This window comes from Salipaludibacillus daqingensis (genome assembly GCF_029891575.1).
Taxonomy (GTDB): domain Bacteria; phylum Bacillota; class Bacilli; order Bacillales; family Salisediminibacteriaceae; genus Salipaludibacillus; species Salipaludibacillus daqingensis.
In genome coordinates this window covers 15,155-34,773 of the sequence record NZ_JARZHF010000017.1, presented here as the reverse complement: position 1 = coordinate 34,773, position 19,619 = coordinate 15,155, and the positions used below count along the sequence as shown (strand labels likewise).

At 38.3% G+C, this 19,619-nt stretch carries 17 protein-coding genes; 15 read left to right on the top strand and 2 right to left on the bottom strand.

The genetic code is table 11. The features are described from left to right. The first annotated feature begins 844 nt into the window (after positions 1-844). A complete protein-coding gene (locus tag QDN89_RS21745) occupies positions 845-2,248 on the top strand; it encodes an ATP-binding protein (RefSeq protein ID WP_280772293.1) in 1,404 nt (467 codons plus the stop codon). Positions 2,249-2,463: 215 nt separating this feature from the next. Here QDN89_RS21745 and QDN89_RS21740 read toward each other — a convergent pair whose 3' ends face one another. After that, complete coding sequence (locus QDN89_RS21740; protein ID WP_280772292.1) at positions 2,464-2,967, bottom strand: GreA/GreB family elongation factor; 504 nt, start codon at positions 2,965-2,967, stop codon at positions 2,464-2,466. A 395-nt stretch (positions 2,968-3,362) separates the two neighbouring features. Between QDN89_RS21740 and QDN89_RS21735 the strand changes: the two genes are divergently transcribed. The 6 genes from QDN89_RS21735 (at position 3,363) to tsaD (ending at position 8,242) form a co-directional block, all read left to right on the top strand. After that, entirely contained in the window at positions 3,363-4,487 is a 1,125-nt protein-coding gene (locus QDN89_RS21735; RefSeq protein WP_280772291.1) for a trans-sulfuration enzyme family protein, read from the top strand. A 97-nt stretch (positions 4,488-4,584) separates the two neighbouring features. Continuing rightward, positions 4,585-5,568 carry a thiamine-phosphate kinase gene (thiL, locus tag QDN89_RS21730; protein WP_280772290.1) on the top strand — a complete coding sequence of 328 codons (984 nt, stop codon included), beginning with the start codon at positions 4,585-4,587 and terminating at the stop codon, positions 5,566-5,568. Positions 5,569-5,588: 20 nt separating this feature from the next. Beyond that, complete coding sequence (gene tsaE, locus QDN89_RS21725) at positions 5,589-6,065, top strand: tRNA (adenosine(37)-N6)-threonylcarbamoyltransferase complex ATPase subunit type 1 TsaE (RefSeq protein ID WP_280772289.1); 477 nt, start codon at positions 5,589-5,591, stop codon at positions 6,063-6,065. Beyond that, positions 6,046-6,759 (top strand): tRNA (adenosine(37)-N6)-threonylcarbamoyltransferase complex dimerization subunit type 1 TsaB, encoded by a 714-nt coding sequence (gene tsaB, locus QDN89_RS21720; RefSeq protein ID WP_280772288.1) that lies wholly within the window; start codon positions 6,046-6,048, stop codon positions 6,757-6,759. The genes tsaE and tsaB overlap by 20 nt, the downstream gene beginning before the upstream one ends. A 17-nt stretch (positions 6,760-6,776) precedes the next feature. Beyond that, entirely contained in the window at positions 6,777-7,229 is a 453-nt protein-coding gene (rimI, locus tag QDN89_RS21715; protein ID WP_280772287.1) for a ribosomal protein S18-alanine N-acetyltransferase, read from the top strand. Then, a complete protein-coding gene (tsaD, locus tag QDN89_RS21710) occupies positions 7,226-8,242 on the top strand; it encodes a tRNA (adenosine(37)-N6)-threonylcarbamoyltransferase complex transferase subunit TsaD (RefSeq protein WP_280772286.1) in 1,017 nt (338 codons plus the stop codon). Before rimI ends, tsaD begins: the two co-directional genes overlap by 4 nt. 498 nt (positions 8,243-8,740) lie before the next feature. Here the strand turns inward: tsaD and QDN89_RS21705 are convergent, their stop codons facing one another. After that, positions 8,741-10,678 (bottom strand): ABC-F family ATP-binding cassette domain-containing protein, encoded by a 1,938-nt coding sequence (locus tag QDN89_RS21705; protein WP_280772285.1) that lies wholly within the window; start codon positions 10,676-10,678, stop codon positions 8,741-8,743. Positions 10,679-10,926: 248 nt separating this feature from the next. Between QDN89_RS21705 and moaC the strand changes: the two genes are divergently transcribed. The 8 genes from moaC to QDN89_RS21665 all read left to right on the top strand — a co-directional run bounded on the left by moaC (position 10,927) and on the right by QDN89_RS21665 (position 19,613). Next, on the top strand, positions 10,927-11,424 hold the full coding sequence (gene moaC / locus QDN89_RS21700; RefSeq protein WP_280772284.1) for a cyclic pyranopterin monophosphate synthase MoaC: 498 nt from the start codon (positions 10,927-10,929) through the stop codon (positions 11,422-11,424). A 57-nt stretch (positions 11,425-11,481) separates the two neighbouring features. Further along, complete coding sequence (locus QDN89_RS21695; RefSeq protein ID WP_280772283.1) at positions 11,482-12,120, top strand: redox-sensing transcriptional repressor Rex; 639 nt, start codon at positions 11,482-11,484, stop codon at positions 12,118-12,120. 240 nt (positions 12,121-12,360) lie between these two features. Further along, on the top strand, positions 12,361-13,797 hold the full coding sequence (locus QDN89_RS21690) for a DHA2 family efflux MFS transporter permease subunit (RefSeq protein ID WP_280772282.1): 1,437 nt from the start codon (positions 12,361-12,363) through the stop codon (positions 13,795-13,797). Positions 13,798-13,828: 31 nt separating this feature from the next. Then, positions 13,829-14,827, top strand: a complete 999-nt coding sequence (locus QDN89_RS21685; RefSeq protein ID WP_280772281.1) for an ABC transporter substrate-binding protein — start codon at positions 13,829-13,831, stop codon at positions 14,825-14,827. Then, complete coding sequence (locus QDN89_RS21680; RefSeq protein WP_280772280.1) at positions 14,824-16,941, top strand: PAS domain-containing sensor histidine kinase; 2,118 nt, start codon at positions 14,824-14,826, stop codon at positions 16,939-16,941. The genes QDN89_RS21685 and QDN89_RS21680 overlap by 4 nt, the downstream gene beginning before the upstream one ends. Continuing rightward, positions 16,938-18,302, top strand: coding sequence for a sigma-54-dependent transcriptional regulator (locus QDN89_RS21675; protein WP_280772279.1), 1,365 nt, complete (start codon positions 16,938-16,940; stop codon positions 18,300-18,302). The genes QDN89_RS21680 and QDN89_RS21675 overlap by 4 nt, the downstream gene beginning before the upstream one ends. Before the next feature lie 240 nt (positions 18,303-18,542). Next, positions 18,543-18,728, top strand: coding sequence for a twin-arginine translocase TatA/TatE family subunit (locus QDN89_RS21670; RefSeq protein ID WP_280772278.1), 186 nt, complete (start codon positions 18,543-18,545; stop codon positions 18,726-18,728). Between the two features lie 27 nt (positions 18,729-18,755). Next, positions 18,756-19,613, top strand: a complete 858-nt coding sequence (locus QDN89_RS21665) for a 4Fe-4S dicluster domain-containing protein (RefSeq protein WP_280772277.1) — start codon at positions 18,756-18,758, stop codon at positions 19,611-19,613. Positions 19,614-19,619 lie beyond the last annotated feature (6 nt).

Sequence of the window (19,619 nt, the reverse complement as noted above, 5' to 3'; positions counted from 1 at the left end):
TCTCATTTATGAGGGTGTCTTTTTTGTGTTTGGTTTTTTGAGGATGTTGATTTTGGGTTTGTTGGGTTTGAAGTTTGGCGGCGAGTTATTGGATGTGTGAACAAGCAATAACAGGGCGTCTTGTGACCAAAGCGAGTGGATTTTGGTGAAAGACGGACACAAGAGAGGACGTCTTGTGACCAAAGCGAGTTGAATTTGGTAAAAGACGGTCACAAGAGAGGGCGTCTTGTGACCGACGTGAGCTGATTTTGATGAAACACGGTCAGAAGCGAGGTCAACTAGCGACCTATGAAGAGCTATTTTGGAAAAAGAGGGTCACTAAAGCAGTCGATTAGTGCCCTATAAATATGCCATTTACGTATTTAGGGTCACTAGAGCAAGCAACTAATGCCCCTAAAATGCAATAAAAAAGAATTTAGGGTCACTAAAGCAGTCGATTAGTGCCCTATAAATATGTCATTAACGTATTTAGGGTCACTAGAGCAAGCAACTAAGAGAGAGCGTCTTGTGCCAGACATGAGCTGATTTTGGTGAAAGACGGTCACAAGAGAGGTCAACTAGCGACCTATGAAGAGCTGTTTTACAAAAAGAGGGTAGCTAAAGAAGTCGATTAGTACCCTATAAACCCGTTATTTACGCATTTAGGACACTAAAACAAACCACTAGCACCGTAACGACCAACAATTTGGCAATAGGATAACTAGTAGTTAATTACAGTGAGAAACTGCTCAAATAGTTCTAGTATTGATTACAAATATAATAGAATTTATGATACATTAAAAGGAAATAATCCCTAAATGTGTTATTCCTGTATTTAATGTTTTTATAAAAGGAGTGTCTGCAATTGGAATTGGGTTCAATGATAAAAAGTGAATTGCTTCAGGTTATGAATCAAGTTAGTGAAAACATCTTTATCTTAGACAAAGAAATGACTATTGTTTGGTTTAATAGTTATGCGAATAATCTAATTGAAAAATGCTCTAATTCTTTAAATATTAAATACAAGAATGAATTAATTGGGAGAAAGCTCGATATATTTATTGGAGAAAAACAAACTGAGTTGATTAAACATAGGAAAGTAGAGGATTTCCCATTGGAGTATGGTATAGAAATGGGGGAATCGGATTCATGTAACATAATCATTAATGAGTACGATGTTGATAATTATTTTAACGGATACATTGTGACAGTCAAAGACGTCTCATTTTTCCAAAAAAGATTCATTGATATCCAAGAAGCATTGGATAAATCGTCTATTGTAGTCATGGTTGATCGACGAGGGGTGATTACTTATGTTAACGATAAGTTCTGCCAAATTACGCAATATGATAAAAGAGAGCTGATAGGAAAAGAGTACCGTACGTTAAACATGGATAATTATCCAGATCAGTTCCATGAAGAGATCATTGATACCATCAAGCAAGGCGAAGTTTGGCGAGGAGAATTGAAACAAAAAGCAAAAGATGGTAGTCCTTTTTGGGTTGCGACTACAATTGTGCCATTAGTAGAAGAAAATAAACCTTTTCAATTTATAACGATCCAGCAAGATATTACTTCTCGAAAAAAAGGGGAAGAATTACTACTTAGATCGGAAAAGTTATCTGTTTTAGGAGAGCTGGCCGCAGGTTTAGCACATGAAATTCGTAATCCACTTACATCAATTAAAGGCTTTACACAGCTAGATTCTTTTCAATCTCCTTTCAAAGGTATTATGCTTGAAGAAATTGATAGAATTGCAGTCATAGTAAATGAATTTATGATGCTCGCAAAACCACATGAAGTAACTTACACCCCAAAAGATATTCAGTCCATCATTGAGTATGTCATTAAATTTTTGGAACCAGAATCAAATTTAAAAAATGTTCGTTTCCATTTGATTTGTAGCACAGATAAAACAAATGTAAATTGTGAGGAAAATCAATTAAAACAAGTGTTTATCAATATTATAAAAAATGGAATGGAATCAATGCCTGAGGGTGGAACCGTAATAATCTCTATTTCAGAAGATGATAATAGACTACAAATTGAGATTTCTGATGAAGGTGTTGGTTTAACGGAAGTCGAAATCGATAAATTAGGAGTACCATTTTATTCCCTTAAGAAAAAAGGTACTGGGTTAGGATTGATGATGACTTTTAGAATAATTGAAAATCATGGCGGCAAATATCATATTAAGAGTGAAGTAAATAGAGGAACAACTTTTTATATGTCGTTTCCGCTCTATTCTGAGCAAAAAGTGCATAAATAAGTCATTTTTAAATAGAACTGTTGCTATGTAGTTTTGATACTATGAAGACAACATAGCATGTAGTAATTCATAGAAAAACTACTGCACCTCCAATTGATAGATTACGTCCATCAATTCGGGTGCAGTTCACATTCATGCGTTATAAATTGTTTGTCTTCTTAAAGTAAAGTTCCTCCCTATAGTTGGAAAAAGAACAAATATAACATTATTTCTTTTTATAAAGGAATCTCAACTTCTTCCCATCCGCTATACATCTTTAAAACCTTACACTTTACTTTTCCTGAAGGAACGGACAAAATAGTTTCCTCGCCAATTTTTAAATCTATCAAGTTCCTTGCAACTTCTGTATCATAGAAAAGTTTATTTTCCTCTATATTAGATTCACCGTAACCAACGATTTCATATACTTCTTCTTCCGTAAAAGTTGCATAGTCAAACGAACACTTTACGATAGAGCCAATATCAACTTTTTTCGTATTTCGATCATCAAACTCAATAAGTTCAGCATTCTTATACGTTTGATGAATATCTTGAATACGTTCTACTAATATACGTTCATCTTGCATTAATTTATGAAAATTAGGATTAGCTAACTTATCATCACCGCACGCATGATATGCATTATTTTTATCAATACGTACTTGCTTCAATTCTTGTTCAAAATTAGCTATTTGTTTAAGAACCATTTGCTTACCCTTATGTGTTATTTTAACAGACATATAACTCTCCTTATTTTTTATATAAATTCTACCAACGATAAAATAAAAATACTGTAAACGTTTCTAAAAGAAATTATTTCTTTAATAATCGAACTTTTATATGCTCAAATCTCTGATATACACGAAATGACAATCTCTAAGTTTATTTTAACATAAAAATACTATTGACTTTTGGATAGGTAGGGAAGAACAGGGTAAATAATTGGTCGTTCATAAACCCTAAATACTAGAAATAACTACCATATTATAGAAGGGAAATTGGTTTTTCTTGAGTGAAACGAGAAATATGGCTAATAATAGCAAGAATATTTCAAAAACATAAAGAAATATTTTTCATGATTATTGAAATAAGGTATGATAGATAGATGACAAGTTTTGAAAGGTGTTGACGTAATTTGCGATTTCAAACAAAAAATGTCCATTTTCCTCAGAAGATGGAGACGAGTGAAGTAAGTAAAACAAAACCAATTTATCAAACATCCGCTTTTTCATTTCACGATATCGATGATATGGAAAGTTATTTTGAAGGTAAAAAATCATATATGTATACACGAATGGGAAATCCGAATACAGATGATTTAGGAAAAGGTGTGGCTGATTTAGAAGGAGCTGAAATGGGCGTGGCATCTGCTTCTGGATTATCAGCTATCCTTGCAGGTGTGCTAGCTGTTGCGAAAACAGGAGATCATATCATTGCAACAGAGGATTTATACGGTGGTACATATCAGCTTTTTGCACATGAGTTAAAAGACTTTGGTATTTCTGTTAGTTTTGTAGATTATTCGAGTCGAGAAGAAATAGAAGATGAGATTCGAGAAAATACGGTATTGCTCTATACAGAGTCAATTACAAACCCACTTTTAAGAGTAGAAGATCTAGAAGGTATCGTAAAAATCGCTGCTAGCCATGGTCTGAAAACAATGGTGGATAACACATTTGCGACCCCTTACTTAATTCGCCCCCATGAAATTGGTGCAGATATTGTCGCACATAGTGCGACGAAATATATAGCAGGTCACAGTGACGTTTCAGCAGGCATTGTCACTGGAAGTCGTGAGCTGATGGTCAAGGCAAAAGGGAAAGTATCTATTCTTGGAAGCAACCTAGGTCCGTTTGACGGGTGGCTTGGCTGTCGAGGATTAAAGACATTAAGTTTACGTATGGAACGCCAATGTTCAAACGCACAAAAGTTAGCTCGATCTCTTGAAGGACATGCAAAGATAAACAACGTGTTTTATCCGAAGGCGGTATCGGAAGAAGGTAATGGAGCGATTGTGACGATTGATTTAGCAGAAGGAATAAGTGTTCAGGAATTTTCTACAAAGCTTGATTGGGTCAAAATTGTTCCAACATTAGCTGGGGTTGAGACTTCAATCACATATCCGGTTGGTACATCGCATCGTCCAGTGCCTAAAGATATGCGAGAAAAACTAGGTGTGACGGATTCGATGATACGTATCTCCGTTGGAATTGAAGACGCGGAAGATATCGTGGAAGTATTTCAGAAAGCACTATCTTAAGGAGAGGTTTTCTCTCCTTTTTTTCTTGTTTGTTTGATATAATGGAAAACGGTTAAAATGAGTGAGAAGAGCAAAGAGGCGAGGTAGGGGATTCTTTATGAACAATGAATTTGATTGGATAAAATCAATTGCACCTAAAAGTCATTTCCATTCATCTTTAAAAGTAGGGATTGGTGACGATGCTGCTGTTTATCGTGTGGATCAGAAATTTGATCAAGTTGTTGCAGTGGATACGATGGTGGAAGGGATTCACTTTAAGAAAGAAACGATGCCAATTAAATCCATTGGGTATAAAGCTCTTGCCGTTAATTTAAGTGATTTAGCAGCGATGGGAGCGATTCCCCTTTATTATCTCGTATCGATTGCTGTTCCTAAAGAAGGTTGGACAGAAGCAGAACGAATCGAGATCTATCATGGCATGGAGGAGTTAGCATCTCGCTTTCAAGTAGACTTGATTGGTGGGGACACCGTGTCTACGAAAGAGTCGTTGGTCATTACTGTAACGGTGATCGGCCAAGTAGAGAGAGGACGTCATTTATTAAGGTCGAATGCAGAAGAAGAGGACATTCTTTTTATAACGGGAGACATTGGTTTGTCCGCTTATGGATTGGAAGTTTTGCTCCAAAAAGGCTTATCAGCAATCGATGATCAGACGTTAAGTCCATTTATAAAAGCGCATCAACAGCCAGAACCACAACTGTTGGCAGGACGATTGCTTGCTGAATGTGGGGAAAGGGTTTCGTTAAATGATATAAGTGATGGGATTGCTCATGAAGCGAAAGAAATCGCGGAAGCAAGCGGAGTGAACATCGTTATTGATTGGGATACGTTGCCAATTCATACCGAATTTCAAACACATTCTATACAAAAACAAGAAGAGTGGATGCTTTACGGAGGAGAAGACTTTCAGCTAGTTGGTACAATTTCTCCTAACGGTTGGGAAAAGCTATTACTGTTATTCAGTGAAAATAATCTTTCACTATTCCAAATTGGCACAGTTGAAAAAGGGAAAGGCTCAGTATTTTTAAAAAGGCAAGAAAAACGATCTTTGATAGAGAAATCAGGCTATCAACATTTTTGATCAATCAGGAGTGGCTATAGATGAAAGAAGAATGGACAATAAAATCCGTTTCCCCAAAGAAAACAGCAGAAATTGCTGATAAATTAGGGAAACTTGTGAAGCCAAATGATATTATTACATTGAAAGGCGATTTAGGAGCGGGAAAAACGACGTTTACAAAATCGTTAGCAAAAGCATTAGGTGTAGAACGGACAGTGAATAGCCCTACATTTACCATTATGAAAGAGTATCAAGGGTATTTACCTTTTTATCATATGGATGCGTATCGTATTGCTGATGAGTTGGAAGACCTTGGTTTGGACGAATACTTTGAGAGTGGTGGAGTGACGGTAATCGAGTGGCCAGAGATGATCGCGGAGCAATTACCAGAAGAGCGGTTAGACATCGTGATCGAGTATACTGGGGAAGACGAAAGGCTCTTCTATTTCATACCAACTGGCGATTATTATGTGACTTTAATTAAGGAGTTTATGGATTATGAACATATTAGCAATTGATACGTCGACGTATGTAATGGGAGTTGCTCTTCTGAAAGACGGCGTTCCAGTGGGGGAGATGGTAACCCATGAAAAGAAAAACCATTCCATACGTTTAATGCCAGCAATCCGCGCTTTATTTAATGAAGTGGAAATGGAGCCGAAAGATTTGGATCGAATGGTTGTTTCGGAAGGACCAGGCTCCTACACAGGAGTTCGAATCGGTGTCACGACAGCAAAAACGTTGGCGTGGAGTTTAGGTGTCCCTGTTGTAGGTGTTTCTAGCATGGAAATGCTTGCTCAAAATGGTCGATATTTTCAAGGAGTGGTCTCCCCATTTTTTGATGCAAGAAGAGGGCAAGTATTTACAGGCCTTTATCGAGGTGCTGAGGGAACGATGGTCTCTGAAAAAGAAGATTGCATGACAATTCATGAACAATGGTTAACGTCGTTAAAAGAATTGGATGAACCGGTGTTATTTTTAAGCCCTGATATAGATAAACATGAAGAACTAATAACTGAAATATTAGGTGATTTAGCGGTGTTTGGGTCAGCCATTGATTGTTTACCGCGGCCGTTAGAACTTGCTGTAGTAGGGATGAATGCGATCGTTGATAAACAGGAAACGCATACGTTTTCGCCGAATTATCACCGGTTAGCTGAAGCGGAAGCGAAATGGCTAGAAGCCAATAAAAACAACGTTCGCGATAATTAGTTTATAGGAGAATGGTTATGGAAGAAGTAGTACAAATTCGTTTGATGGAAGTGGATGACTTAGACCAAGTGATGGAAGTTGAAAAAGATTGTTTCCCTCAACCATGGACTTATTCTGTATTTTTTAATGAAATAACAAAAAATCAATTCGCTTATTACCTTGTTGCAGAAGTGGACGATAAAATAGTCGGTTATTGTGGGCTCTGGGTGATCGTTGATGAAGCACACATTACGAATATAGGAATTCACAGCTCCCTTCGCCGTCAAGGCCTAGGCGAGTATCTATTTCAAGGTGCCATGGAAATGGCAAAGAAATTAGGAGCTGTAAAAATCAGTTTGGAAGTGCGAGTATCGAATAAAGCAGCACAAGCGTTGTACCGCAAATATGGATTAAAAGATGGTGGCATTCGTAAAAAATATTATACGGATAACCAAGAAGATGCTTTAGTTATGTGGGTGGGATTAGAATGAGTGAACGAGAAAGTACAACAATATTAGCGATTGAAACAAGCTGTGATGAAACTTCTGTTGCTGTTGTGAGAAATGGACGGGACGTACTCAGTAATGTCGTATCTTCACAAATAGAAAGTCATAAAAGGTTCGGTGGCGTAGTGCCTGAAATTGCTTCTAGGCATCATGTGGAGCAAATAACCTTTATTTTGGAAGAAGCGATGAAGGAAGCGAACGTATCGAAAGACGAAATTGATGCTGTAGCAGTAACGGAAGGTCCAGGTTTAGTTGGAGCGTTGTTAGTAGGTGTCAATGCAGCCAAAGCGGTTGCTTTTGCGTGGGGGAAACCGTTAATTGGTGTTCATCATATTGCTGGTCATATATACGCCAATCATATTGTTGAGGAACTGACATTTCCGTTGTTGACGCTCGTTGTGTCCGGAGGCCATACGGAACTTATATACATGAAGGAACATGGATCGTATGAAGTCATTGGTGAGACAAGAGATGATGCAGTTGGTGAAGCATACGATAAAGTCGCGAGAACATTAGGTTTACCATATCCAGGTGGTCCTCAAATGGATAAGTTAGCCCATGAAGGAGAAGCGGTGATCAACTTTCCCAGAGCCTGGCTTGAAGAAGGTTCATACGATTTTAGCTTCAGTGGCTTAAAATCGTCAGTTATTAATACACTTCACAATGCAAAACAGCGGGGAGAACAATGGTCAAATGAAGAAATCGCCGCAAGTTTTCAAGCAAGTGTCATTGAAGTTCTTGTAACGAAAGCGATGCGTGCAGCGAAAGAAAAAGGTGTTAACCGGATTTTGTTAGCCGGTGGTGTTGCAGCTAATCGAGGGTTAAGAAAAACGTTAACGGAAGCATGTGAAAAAGCAGATATAACGTTGACGATTCCACCGTTGAAATTATGCACCGATAATGCAGCGATGATCGGATCTGCTGGAACGTTTCTTTTTTGGGACGGAAAATATGCCGATGATCGATTAAATGGACAGGCAGGATTAATGTTAAAATAACGAAATAAACGATAAAAACATCGTCTTTTCCACAGGTTGAGGAAAATGACGATGTTTTTTTGATATTTTTGTTAAAAAGGGGAAAGTATGATCTTGTTAATAACATGTTATCAACAAACTGTGGATAGTGTGCATAACTCTCTAAAACGTTGATAAATCTATCGTATGATTGTTAACAATTATTTTGTGGATAAATAGCATGTTTTGTTAACAAACAGAGTGAACACTGTTAAAACAAGGTTCAACCTGTGGATAAACCTGTGGATTGTGTGGATATGTCAGAATATAATCATCTTTTTGATAATTGCATTCGTTTTCTTTTTAGTTGTAAAGCTGTCGTCGAGGTTGTGGAAAAGTCAAGGATAATTTGATTTTATTTTCATTTTTTTATTGGCTTGTTGATAACATAAAAAGACCGCCAATAACTAAGATTGACGGTGGAATTTTCGTTAAATAACGAACGTTATTAACAAACATAAGGCTTATGTGTGGATAACTTTAATCCATTTCTAATTGGAGTTCTTCCCATTCTTCCATGAGTATCTCCATTGTCTGTTTTGTTTGTTCTAGCTTTTCATTAAGTTCGAGAGATTTTTCGTGATCTTGGAACACTTCAGGATCACATAATTGCTCCTCAATATGAGCAATAACGGATTCTTTTTGTTCTACTTGTTTTTCAACTTCGTCAATCCGTCGTTGTCTTTGGCGCTGCACTTTTTGTTGATCTTTATTTCTTTCGTAATCGGACTTCGTTTGTTTATCGGTAGTCACAGGTTTAGTAACACGCCCGCTAGCCGCAACTTTTTCATCTTCCAACCGTTTAAACTCAGCCTGTTCTTCTTTTTTAGCTAAGTAATAATCGTAATCCCCAAGAAAACTCGTCATGGATTTAGAGGAAAGTTCCACAACTCTTGTAGCCATACGATTAACGAAATAACGGTCGTGGGAAACAAATAAAAGTGTACCAGGATATTCAATAAGGGCATTTTCGAGAACTTCTTTGCTGTCCAAATCCAAATGGTTTGTAGGCTCATCTAAAATAAGAAAGTTAGCTTTTTGCATCATCAGTTTCGCTAGAGATAATCGCGCCTTTTCGCCACCACTTAAATCAAAAACAGTCTTCAACACGTCTTCCCCACTAAATAAGAAATTTCCTAAAACCGTCCGGATATCTTTTTCATTCGTCTGTGGATAGTCATCCCACAATTCTTGAAGAACGGTTTTGTTAGAAGTTAGTTCGGTTTGTTCTTGATCGTAGTAACCGATAGAGACATTGCTTCCATAGCGAATATCGCCTTTCATCAGGTTTATTTTGCCTGCAATAGCTTTGATGAGTGTTGATTTTCCGATTCCGTTTGGACCGATTAACGCAACACTCTCTCCTCGATTCATCTTGAGACTAACATTTTCAAAAAGAGGATCGTTATTGTATCCGACAGTTAAATCATTGATCATTAAGACGTCATTACCACTTTGACGATCAATATCAAAGCGGAAATTTGCTGATTGATCTTCGCTTGTAGGCCTGTCTTTCACTGTCATACGTTCCAATTGTTTGCGACGGCTTTTTGCTCTGTTACTTGTTGAAGCACGTGCTAAGTTTTTTTGGACAAATGTTTCTAGTTTTTTGATTTCACCTTGTTGTTTTTCGAATTGTTTCATTTCTTGATCATATAGTCGTGCTTTTTCATCTAAATATTGTGAGTAGTTACCGATGTATTTCATTGTTTTGTTGAAGGAAAGTTCGTAAACATGTCCAACGACACGGTCAAGGAAATATCGGTCATGGGAAACGATTAAAATCGCGCCATCATAACCAGATAAATATTGTTCGAGCCATGTGAGCGTTTGAATATCCAAGTGGTTCGTAGGCTCATCCAAAACTAACAAGTCTGGTTTTGATAATAAGAGTTTCCCTAGTGCTAGTCTTGTTTTTTGACCACCACTTAAGGAATGGATGGTGGTGTTATAATCAAAGTTTCGAAAATTAAGTCCAGATAAGATGCTTCTTATATCTGCTTCGTATTGAAAGCCACCGCGATCTTTGAAGTCTTGCTGTAATTGATCGTATTCCACGAGTACTTTTTCATAGTCAGGACGATCAGGATCACTCATTTTTTCTTCGAGTTTGCGTAAGTTTTTCTCCATTTTTTGCAGAGATTCAAAAACTGTCAGCATTTCTTCCCAAATTGTTCGAGTGGACTCTAGGCCACTGTCTTGAGCAAGATAGCCTATTTGTACATCTTTAGGAATCATTAAATTGCCTGAGTCATAAGGCAATTCCCCAGTAATTATTTTTAGTAAGGTTGATTTTCCGGCACCATTTCTCCCTACTAAGGCAATTCGTTCGTTACTTTTTATCTCTAATTTTACATTGGAAAGAATGTCATCTGTTCCAAAAGATTTTGATATTTGTGCACATTGTAATAAGATCATGTTTGGTCATCCTCGCAATCCATTTCCGTTCAATATCTCAAGCTAAGTGTACATGAGAACGAACGAGTATGGCAACCTTCACGGTAAGGTGCGCTAGACAGAAAAAAAGGTGATGAAGCTGTAATACAAGGGGGAATAAATACAAGAATAGATTCATTACATATGCTATTTAAAGATATAAAAAAACCAGAATTGTACAGATTGTGAATAAATAGTGTACAATAAGAAGAGAAAAGAGGGGGATGTAAATGGATTCTTTCACACACTTTAATGAACAGGGACGGGCTAAAATGGTCGATATTTCACAAAAAGGTGAAACGTTCAGAACTGCTGTGGCGAAATCGAGTATTTATGTGAATAAGAAAATATATGAAGGGATTCAGGACGGGACGATGAAAAAAGGCGATGTTCTTGCGGTTGCTCAAGTAGCAGGAGTAATGGCAGCCAAAAATACATCACAATGGATACCTATGTGTCACCCGTTGTCCTTATCAGGTGTAGACATTCGTTTTGATTGGAACGTGAAGGAAGATACATACGAATTGAACATCGAAGTAAGTGTAAAAACAAAAGGAAGTACAGGTGTTGAAATGGAAGCGCTGACATCTGCATCGGCGACAGCATTAACCATTTATGATATGTGTAAAGCCATCGACAAAGGCATGGTTATAGGTAAGACGTATTTAACCGAAAAAACAGGTGGTAAAAGTGGTGACTATAAAAGAAACGGTCCCATAGACGGTTGAAAATATAAATGAAGAGATGAACAAACTTAAAGTATTGAGGATGGAGGCGACATATTGATGGATATCGATCAAACAAAAATCCCACAAGCAACGGCGAAGCGACTGCCATTGTATTATCGATTTTTAGAAGGATTACAGGCATCGGGGAAACACAGAGTTTCTTCTTCAGAATTAAGTGAAGCGGTTAAGGTAGACTCTGCGACAATTCGAAGAGACTTTTCTTATTTCGGTGCATTAGGAAAAAAAGGTTATGGTTATAATGTGAATTATTTACTTTCTTTTTTCAGAAAAACGCTTGATCAAGATGAGTTAACAAAAGTAACACTCGTTGGTGTTGGTAATTTAGGGACAGCCTTTCTAAACTATAACTTCAGCAAAAGTAATAATACGAGAATTGAAATGGCTTTTGATGTGGATGATAGCAAAGTTGGAAACGTAATTGGGGATGTACCAATTTATCATTTGGATGAATTTAAGGAGCGAATTGCTAATAACAATGTGGAAGTGGTCATTCTTACTGTGCCATCACATGTGGCTCAGCCTATTGCTGATCAGCTAGTGGGAGCAGGCATCAAAGGGATTTTGAATTTCACACCAGCACGTCTTTCAGTACCAGATGATGTCAGAGTTCATCATATAGATCTTTCAGTGGAATTACAATCACTGATCTATTTCTTAAAACATTATCCATTATAAAGAAGTATTATAAAGCAGACCTTCTATTGAGAGGCTGCTTTTTTTGTGTTTCTCGAGGATCGAAGGACGGTGAATATTAATAGTTATCGGGGGCTTTTTTTGGAGGCGTGTTGAAGCATGACGCAGGTATAGTTCCTTTCCCCCTTTCAAGACTTTTCTAATTCATCCATAATACACTCGTGGTATAGTAGAAGGAGACAGAAACCTTTCGTAAAACGAAGAAAGAGTGATGGTGAAATCATGGCAAAAATCCCACAGAAATGGCTGGTTGTCATAACAGTCTTACTAGGAACGTTTACAATTATATTAAATAATAGCATGCTAAATCCTGCAGTTCCTCATTTAATGAATGTGTTTGATTCAGATGCTGTCGCAACAGGATGGGTTATCACCATTTTTATGGTTACGATGGGAATGATCATGCCTCTAACTGGATTTTTAGGAGATAAATTTGGTAAGAAACAACTTTACATAGCTGGTTTATGTTTGTTTATTTTAGGCTCGATATTAGGTTCTCTTTCTTGGGACTTATCGTCATTAATATTTTTCAGAGGCCTCCAAGGCGTCGGTGGTGGTGTGATGATGCCGTTGTCTTTAGCACTAATATTTGAAGCTTTTCCGAGAAAAGAACGAGGGCTTGCAACAGGCGTTTGGGGAATTGCGGCGATGATGGCACCAACAATTGGTCCGACTCTTGGTGGAGTTATTATTGAAATGGGTACTTGGGAATGGTTATTTTTGTTTAATATCCCAACAGGTGTGCTCGGGCTCATTTTTTCGATTGTTTATCTGAAGCAAACAGAAAAAGTAGCTAACATTCGTTTCGATCTATTAGGTTTTATTACGGTGACGTTAGGTGTAGGATCCATGTTATTTGCCCTAGGTAGAGTATCTGAATTGAGTCATTTGCGAGACGTGACGAATATTAGTCTATTTATTGTTGGAATAATATCGTTAATCCTATTTGTACGTATTGAAAATCGAACGGACCAACCATTATTGGACTTATCCATTTTCAAAATCCCTGCCTATACATATAGCGTTTGGGTAGCGATGATCAGTTCTGTTTCATTATTTGGAGGGATTTTTCTTCTTCCCTTATTGATTCAGCAAGTGTATGGTCTTGGTGCAATTATGACAGGATTAACGTTTTTACCAGCGGCTTTATTAACAGGAGTATTCATGACAATTGGTGGGCGATTATTGGATAAACAAGGACCAGCGATCATTGTCACAACAGGTTTAACGATTGTAGCAGTAGGGACATTGCTGCTTGGTTTTATCGGAATGGAAACAGCGATATGGGTGATTTTTGTCTTGAATGCCGTACGAGGGATTGGAATGGGATTAAGTACGATGCCAGCAACAACGGCCGGAATGAACTCCATACCAGAGAAGTTTGTTTCGCGTGGTTCAGCAATGAATAATGTTTTAAGACAAATGAGCTCCGCTCTTGGGATTGTATTTGTTTCGATCTATTTTGAAGTAAGACGTGGGCAAGTGATGGCCAATAATTCAAGTATCCCAATCGAAGAAGCAAGTCTAACGGCAATAACAGAAGGTTTTTTCGTCATCGCTGTATTAGCATTTTTATCTATTCCAGCGGGGGTTTTGCTCGGAAAAGAGTATAAAAAACAACAAGTACAAGAGCAAAGACAACAAGAAAAAGAGAGTTAATAGAAGTTTAATGAGGGGGGAGGAGATTGCGGTGAAGAAGGGATTGCTTCTCTTCGCAGTAATAGTGGTCTTCATGGCGATATTTTTATTTCGAGAATTCGCAGAACAAGAAGAAGTCCATACCGTTGGAGTGTTGTTAACAGGCGAGAATCGAATAGATAAATTAGAAGGACTAAAAGCTGGTTTAGAAGATTTAGGTTACGAGACCGAGGAAATGGTATTTATTGTTTATGAAGGGGAAGAAGAAGCGGAATTATTAGAACCATATGCGAGAGAGCTTGTAGCCGAAGACGACGTTCAAGTCATTGCGTCATTTGGAGGGATTGAAACACAAGTTTTAGCTGAAGTGATGGATGATGTTGGGAAAACTATACCAACCGTTTTCATAGGAATGGCGGCTCCTTTAGAAACAGGAATCATCTCCGATTTTCGTCATCCTGGCGGAAATTTCACAGGTATTAATAATTATCACATGAACCTATCAGCGAAGAGACTTGAACTGTTCACAGACATGGTTCCTGAGGTCGAGAGAGTTATTTTATTATACAGTGAAGGAATTGATATTAGTCGTCGGTCGTTAGCTCTTACGGAGGAAGCGGCGGAGCGATTAAGTTTACCGATCGTTCCTTTCCACGTTTCTGACGAGTTGGATGAGGAGGAACTTGTATCCATCGTGCAACCTGGGGATGGGTTAATGACGTTACCGAGTTTTCAAATTGAAGGTTTAACAGAAGAGATTGTGTCGTTTGCGAAGGATGAAAATCTTCCTACAATGGGCATGTATGATTATGAAGTGGAAGCGGGGTTTCTATTAGGTTATGGATCGTCTTTTTATGAGCAAGGACTTCAAGCTGCTAGACAGATAAGTTTGATTTTACAAGGCAATGATCCTAAAGATATTCCCGTAGAATTACCGGACCAAATATCTTTCTATATGAATGAAGACGTACGTGAACAGTTGAACGTAACTGTAGATGAAAACCTCTTAAAACTAGTAGATCCAATAAGAAATGGGGGTGTGGGCGAATGAGACGACGCCACGCCTTTCAATCAATTCGTTACAAAGTTTTGTTTTTCGGATTAATGATGTCGATTATCCCCTTGTTGCTTATTTCTGTTTATTACTTGCTAGAAATGTCGGGCTATGTGGAAGAATCAGCAGAATCTTCCCAAGAGCTGAGAGTCGAAAATTTTGCCCAGACGATACGAAACAATATCGATCAAACGTTTCAACGGATGGAAATGATCGGTAGTATGTCTGATCTAACCGGTCAAGCTAGTGTTTTTTATGATTTACTAAAACAACAAGAATCGATTGATGAAATCGTGTTGTTAGATGAGCAAGGGGATGTGCAAGAGCGTATTTCAAGATATGAACTAAATGATCTTGAGCCAGATCAGGACGAGTGGTTAGCTGATTCACTGAAAGAGCAACAGTTAGAGAGTGAAGGGCACTTTTTCTCTGATGTGAGATTTAATGAATATGGGCAACCTTATATCCAACTTGTCGTAGAAACTTCTGGGGAAACGGCTTATCAAATCGGAGTTTCACTTCAATTACAAAAGTTAATTGGAAATGTATCATCTTATCAAATGGAAAATGAGTCGGCGATCTATTTACGAGATCAACATGGACAAATTATCGCCCATCAAGACTACGCCAATCTTTGGCAACAATCAGACAGGGAAAACGTGGACGACATGGATGGAATGATGATGCTTCGTTCACCGATCGATGAGGTGGAATGGGAACTCGTTTTGGAACAATCGAGGCGGGAGATGCTGGCCCCAATATATGACATGCTTCGAAGTGGAACCTTCACTGCTTCCTTGATGATTTTATTTGGAAGCGTCCTTAGTATTTATGCAGGGCTTTATTTTGTCAAACCAATAGAAAAGTTACAAAGTGGAATGAAACACGTTAAATACGGCTATTGGCCTGAAAAAATGGAAGTGGATCGGAACGACGAATTTGGTGAATTGACGATGGCTTTCAATGAAATGACAACAGAAATACAAGAAAAAGAACGTCGGTTAAAACAAGAGAAAGAACGGTTAGATATTGTCGTTAACAGTATGGATGCAGGGTTAGCAGTTGTAAAAAAAGATTATTCCATTGCTTGGATGAATCCAACATTGCAAAATTGGATCGGTTCTCGAACGAATATCCCATGTTTTCAACTGTTTAATGATGATAAAGAATCCCCTTGTTATGCTTGTCCATTAAATGAGGCCACCTCGTTTGAAAAAATGGATGAACTTTTAACGAAAACAGGGAAAGATGGAGAGTTGCGGACCTATCGTCACCGTGTTTTTCCACTACAGTATGCCCTTGAAGACGATGAGGAAGTTCTTATTGTGATGGAGGACATTACGGAAGAGAAAAAGATGGAAGAGAAGCTGATTCAAACAGATAAATTATCGGCACTAGGTTTAATGGCTTCAAGTTTTGCACATGAAGTGAATAACCCGCTAGCATCGGTTCAAGTTTACGCCGAGGATCTTATGGATCGTTTAGAAGAGGACAAATCTGAGCTACTTGAAAGTGGCGATATGGATCATTATTTACAAATCATTCGTAAAAATATTAACCGTTGCAAAGAAATAACGACGAATTTACTCAATTTCTCAAGAAAATCTCCTTGGAAAACAGAGGAATTTTCGATTGATACAGTGTTGAACGAAAGTTTGATGCTGATGGAGCATTCTTTGAAAAAACAGCGTGTTTCAGTCTCTATTCATAAACAAGAAATCATGCCCGTTATGAAGGGGGATCCATTGAAGATCAGTCAAGTGTTCGTTAACTTGATTCAAAATGCCATGGATGCCTTAAGCCAACAAGAGTCACCAACGTTGGATATCTTTTTGAAACGTGACGCAGAGTATGTAACGGTTTCCTTTCAAGATAACGGGATTGGGATATCTGAATCAAATATTCAAAAGCTGTTCGACCCGTTTTTTACCTCAAAACCAACAGGCAAAGGGACAGGGCTTGGCTTATCTGTCTGTTATGGCATCGTCAAGCAAATGCGCGGAACGATGGAAGTGGAAAGTCAGCTAGACGTAGGAAGTACATTTAAGGTCATGTTACCGGTGGAGTTATCGACGGAGAACGTGGATGAAGGAGAGGGGGAATCACGATGAAAAACGTATTAGTAGTAGACGATGAACAAGATCTTCGTGAGTTGCTAGTGAATCGATTAGTTCGCAAAGGATATGACGCGGAGGGGTGTTCATCTGCGGAAGAAGCATTAAACAAATTGAATACCGAAACATACGATTTAGGCATATTTGATATACGAATGGACGGAATGGATGGACTTTCTTTATTAGAAAAAGTGAAAGAAAGTGACAGGAAAATGATGGAAATCATTATGTTAACAGGTCATGGGACGATCGAGACGGCGATTGAAGCGATGAAAAAAGGAGCCTACGATTATTTAACGAAACCTTACAACCTTTCTGAACTTGAAGTAGTCCTTGCCAAAGCATTGGAAAAAAAGCAGTTAAAAGAAGATCACGACACTATGAAAGAATGGATGCATACGAAAGAAAATTCCTTTGAAATTATTGGGACAAGTCAAGAAATACAAAGCGCAATCCATTTAACCGCAAAAGTCGCCAATGCTGATGCATCGATTTTAATCGAAGGGGAAAGTGGAACGGGAAAAGAATTATTTGCGAAAGCACTCCACTACTGGAGCGAACGAAAAGAAGCACCGTTTATTGCAATTAATTCTGGAGCCATTCCAGAACAGCTTCTAGAAAGCGAACTATTTGGCCATGTTAAAGGAGCATTTACAGGGGCACAAAAGGATAAAAAAGGTCTTGTCGAAGTGGCAGATAAAGGGACGCTGTTTCTAGATGAGATTGGCGAAATGCCTTTGGGAGTGCAAGTGAAATTGCTTCGTTTTTTGGAAACAGGCCAGTTTAGACGAGTTGGAGAAGTAAAAGAACGGCAAGTGAAAGTGAGGATTGTAACAGCGACAAACAGAAATGTCGAAGAGGAAGTAGCCAATGGAAATTTTCGAGAGGATTTATATTACCGATTACAAGTCTTGAAGATTATCGTTCCGCCATTAAGAGATCGGAAAGAAGACATACCGGCTCTTGTTCGTTTTTATTTGAATACAAAAAAGAAATGGCAAGGAACATCGTTAACAGAAGAAACGATGGAGGCATTGATGGCGTATGACTTCCCAGGGAATGTGCGGGAATTGTTTCATATGATAGAACGAGGGTGTTTACTTTGTAGCGATGGGGTCATTTGTGTGGAAGATTTGCTCCTTCCGAACACGAAAGGGCCTGAACAAAGTTTTGGTAAGAAGACAGATAAAGCTGAAGTTGTAAAAAGATCTTTGGAAGAAATCGAACGAGATCATATGGCGCAAGTGTTGGATAGTACGAATTGGAACAAGTCAGAAGCGGCAGACATTTTAGGTATAAGTGTGCGAAACATTTACCGGAAAATAGACCATCATGGATTAGAAAATGATCGAGATTAACTTAATGCTGTGCCATTTTGACATTCTATTTTTCTAACTATGACATGATGGCATGGTTAACAGAAATTCCTTCCCTTTCTGAGGTAGGGAATTTTTCGTTTTTAAAAAAAGTTAAAAATTAAAAATGTTGATACGACAAGGGTGGTGCGATTATTTTAAATAATTGCATCATCTTTTTTTCGTTTTGGCATGAGAATTGCATTTTAATTAACTGACGAGAAACAGAAAGGGGAGACAACGATGTTATCAAATATTGGGATTCCAGGACTGATTATCATTTTAATCATTGCATTGATTGTGTTTGGACCGAAGAAGTTACCGGAAATGGGGCGAGCCGTCGGCGACACATTAAAGGAATTTAAAAAATCAACAAGAGAATTGACGAGTGACGATGATTCTGAAAAGGACAAAAATGACCGTTCATAAATGACAGAGAAGAAGGGGGAACTGGAAATGAGTTCGAAATACGATGTGTTGATCAATAAAGGATTAGTAAATGGAGCAGATATTCTTAAGTCATCCAAATATGACACGAAATTAGGACTGAATATGGCAGCAGATGCGAGAAGGTTGTCTGATGGATTGATCAGTGAGCAAGCATTTGTGGAAAAATACCAAGAATCTGTTGGGAAAGAATTCAAACAAAAACTTGCATTACAAGCAACAACCGATGACCAAAGCGGTGTCAAATGGGGAATGGTGATTGATTTAAGAAAGTGTGTCGGATGTGAAACGTGCACTGTATCTTGCAAAGCAGAAAATCGCACACCACCTGGAGTATCTTACAACCAAGTTTTTGTAGAAGAGGAAGGGACGTTTCCAAACGTTTCTCGAACGAATATTGCTCGACCGTGTATGCATTGTGATAAGCCACCATGTGCGTCTGTTTGTCCGGTAAGAGCAACGTACAAAGCAGATAACGGCATTGTCGTGCAAGATTCCGATCGCTGTATCGGTTGCAGATATTGCATGGTTGCATGCCCTTACGGAGCAAGGACGTTCGACTTTGGGGAAAACTACGATGAAATGACAGGCTATCAAGAGGCAACGTCTCCAGAACATGGAATGGATCGAGGGAAACGAGAGGACGGCAAGTCACCGATTGGAACCGTTCGAAAATGTAATTTTTGTTTTCATCGATTAGAGCGTGGAGAAGAACCAGCATGTGTAGAAACGTGTATAGGGGATGCGAGATTCTTTGGGGACTTGAATAATCCGGATAGCGTCGTTTCGAAAATGGCTAATAGTTCAAGAGCTTTCCGTTTAAAAGAAGAGTACGGCACAGAGCCAAGAGTATATTACTTACGTTAGGAGGAG

What these genes read in the sequence shown, in the direction of transcription:
- QDN89_RS21690 (WP_280772282.1), top strand. Translation starts at nt 12,361, where the DNA reads ATGGCAAAAATCCCACAGAAATGGCTGGTTGTCATAACAGTCTTACTA.
- thiL (WP_280772290.1), top strand. Translation starts at nt 4,585, where the DNA reads ATGAACAATGAATTTGATTGGATAAAATCAATTGCACCTAAAAGTCAT.
- QDN89_RS21695 (WP_280772283.1), top strand. Translation starts at nt 11,482, where the DNA reads ATGGATATCGATCAAACAAAAATCCCACAAGCAACGGCGAAGCGACTG.
- tsaB (WP_280772288.1), top strand. Translation starts at nt 6,046, where the DNA reads ATGAACATATTAGCAATTGATACGTCGACGTATGTAATGGGAGTTGCT.
- QDN89_RS21705 (WP_280772285.1), bottom strand. Translation starts at nt 10,678, where the DNA reads ATGATCTTATTACAATGTGCACAAATATCAAAATCTTTTGGAACAGAT.
- QDN89_RS21675 (WP_280772279.1), top strand. Translation starts at nt 16,938, where the DNA reads ATGAAAAACGTATTAGTAGTAGACGATGAACAAGATCTTCGTGAGTTG.
- tsaE (WP_280772289.1), top strand. Translation starts at nt 5,589, where the DNA reads ATGAAAGAAGAATGGACAATAAAATCCGTTTCCCCAAAGAAAACAGCA.
- moaC (WP_280772284.1), top strand. Translation starts at nt 10,927, where the DNA reads ATGGATTCTTTCACACACTTTAATGAACAGGGACGGGCTAAAATGGTC.
- rimI (WP_280772287.1), top strand. Translation starts at nt 6,777, where the DNA reads ATGGAAGAAGTAGTACAAATTCGTTTGATGGAAGTGGATGACTTAGAC.
- QDN89_RS21680 (WP_280772280.1), top strand. Translation starts at nt 14,824, where the DNA reads ATGAGACGACGCCACGCCTTTCAATCAATTCGTTACAAAGTTTTGTTT.
- QDN89_RS21670 (WP_280772278.1), top strand. Translation starts at nt 18,543, where the DNA reads ATGTTATCAAATATTGGGATTCCAGGACTGATTATCATTTTAATCATT.
- tsaD (WP_280772286.1), top strand. Translation starts at nt 7,226, where the DNA reads ATGAGTGAACGAGAAAGTACAACAATATTAGCGATTGAAACAAGCTGT.
- QDN89_RS21740 (WP_280772292.1), bottom strand. Translation starts at nt 2,967, where the DNA reads ATGTCTGTTAAAATAACACATAAGGGTAAGCAAATGGTTCTTAAACAA.
- QDN89_RS21665 (WP_280772277.1), top strand. Translation starts at nt 18,756, where the DNA reads ATGAGTTCGAAATACGATGTGTTGATCAATAAAGGATTAGTAAATGGA.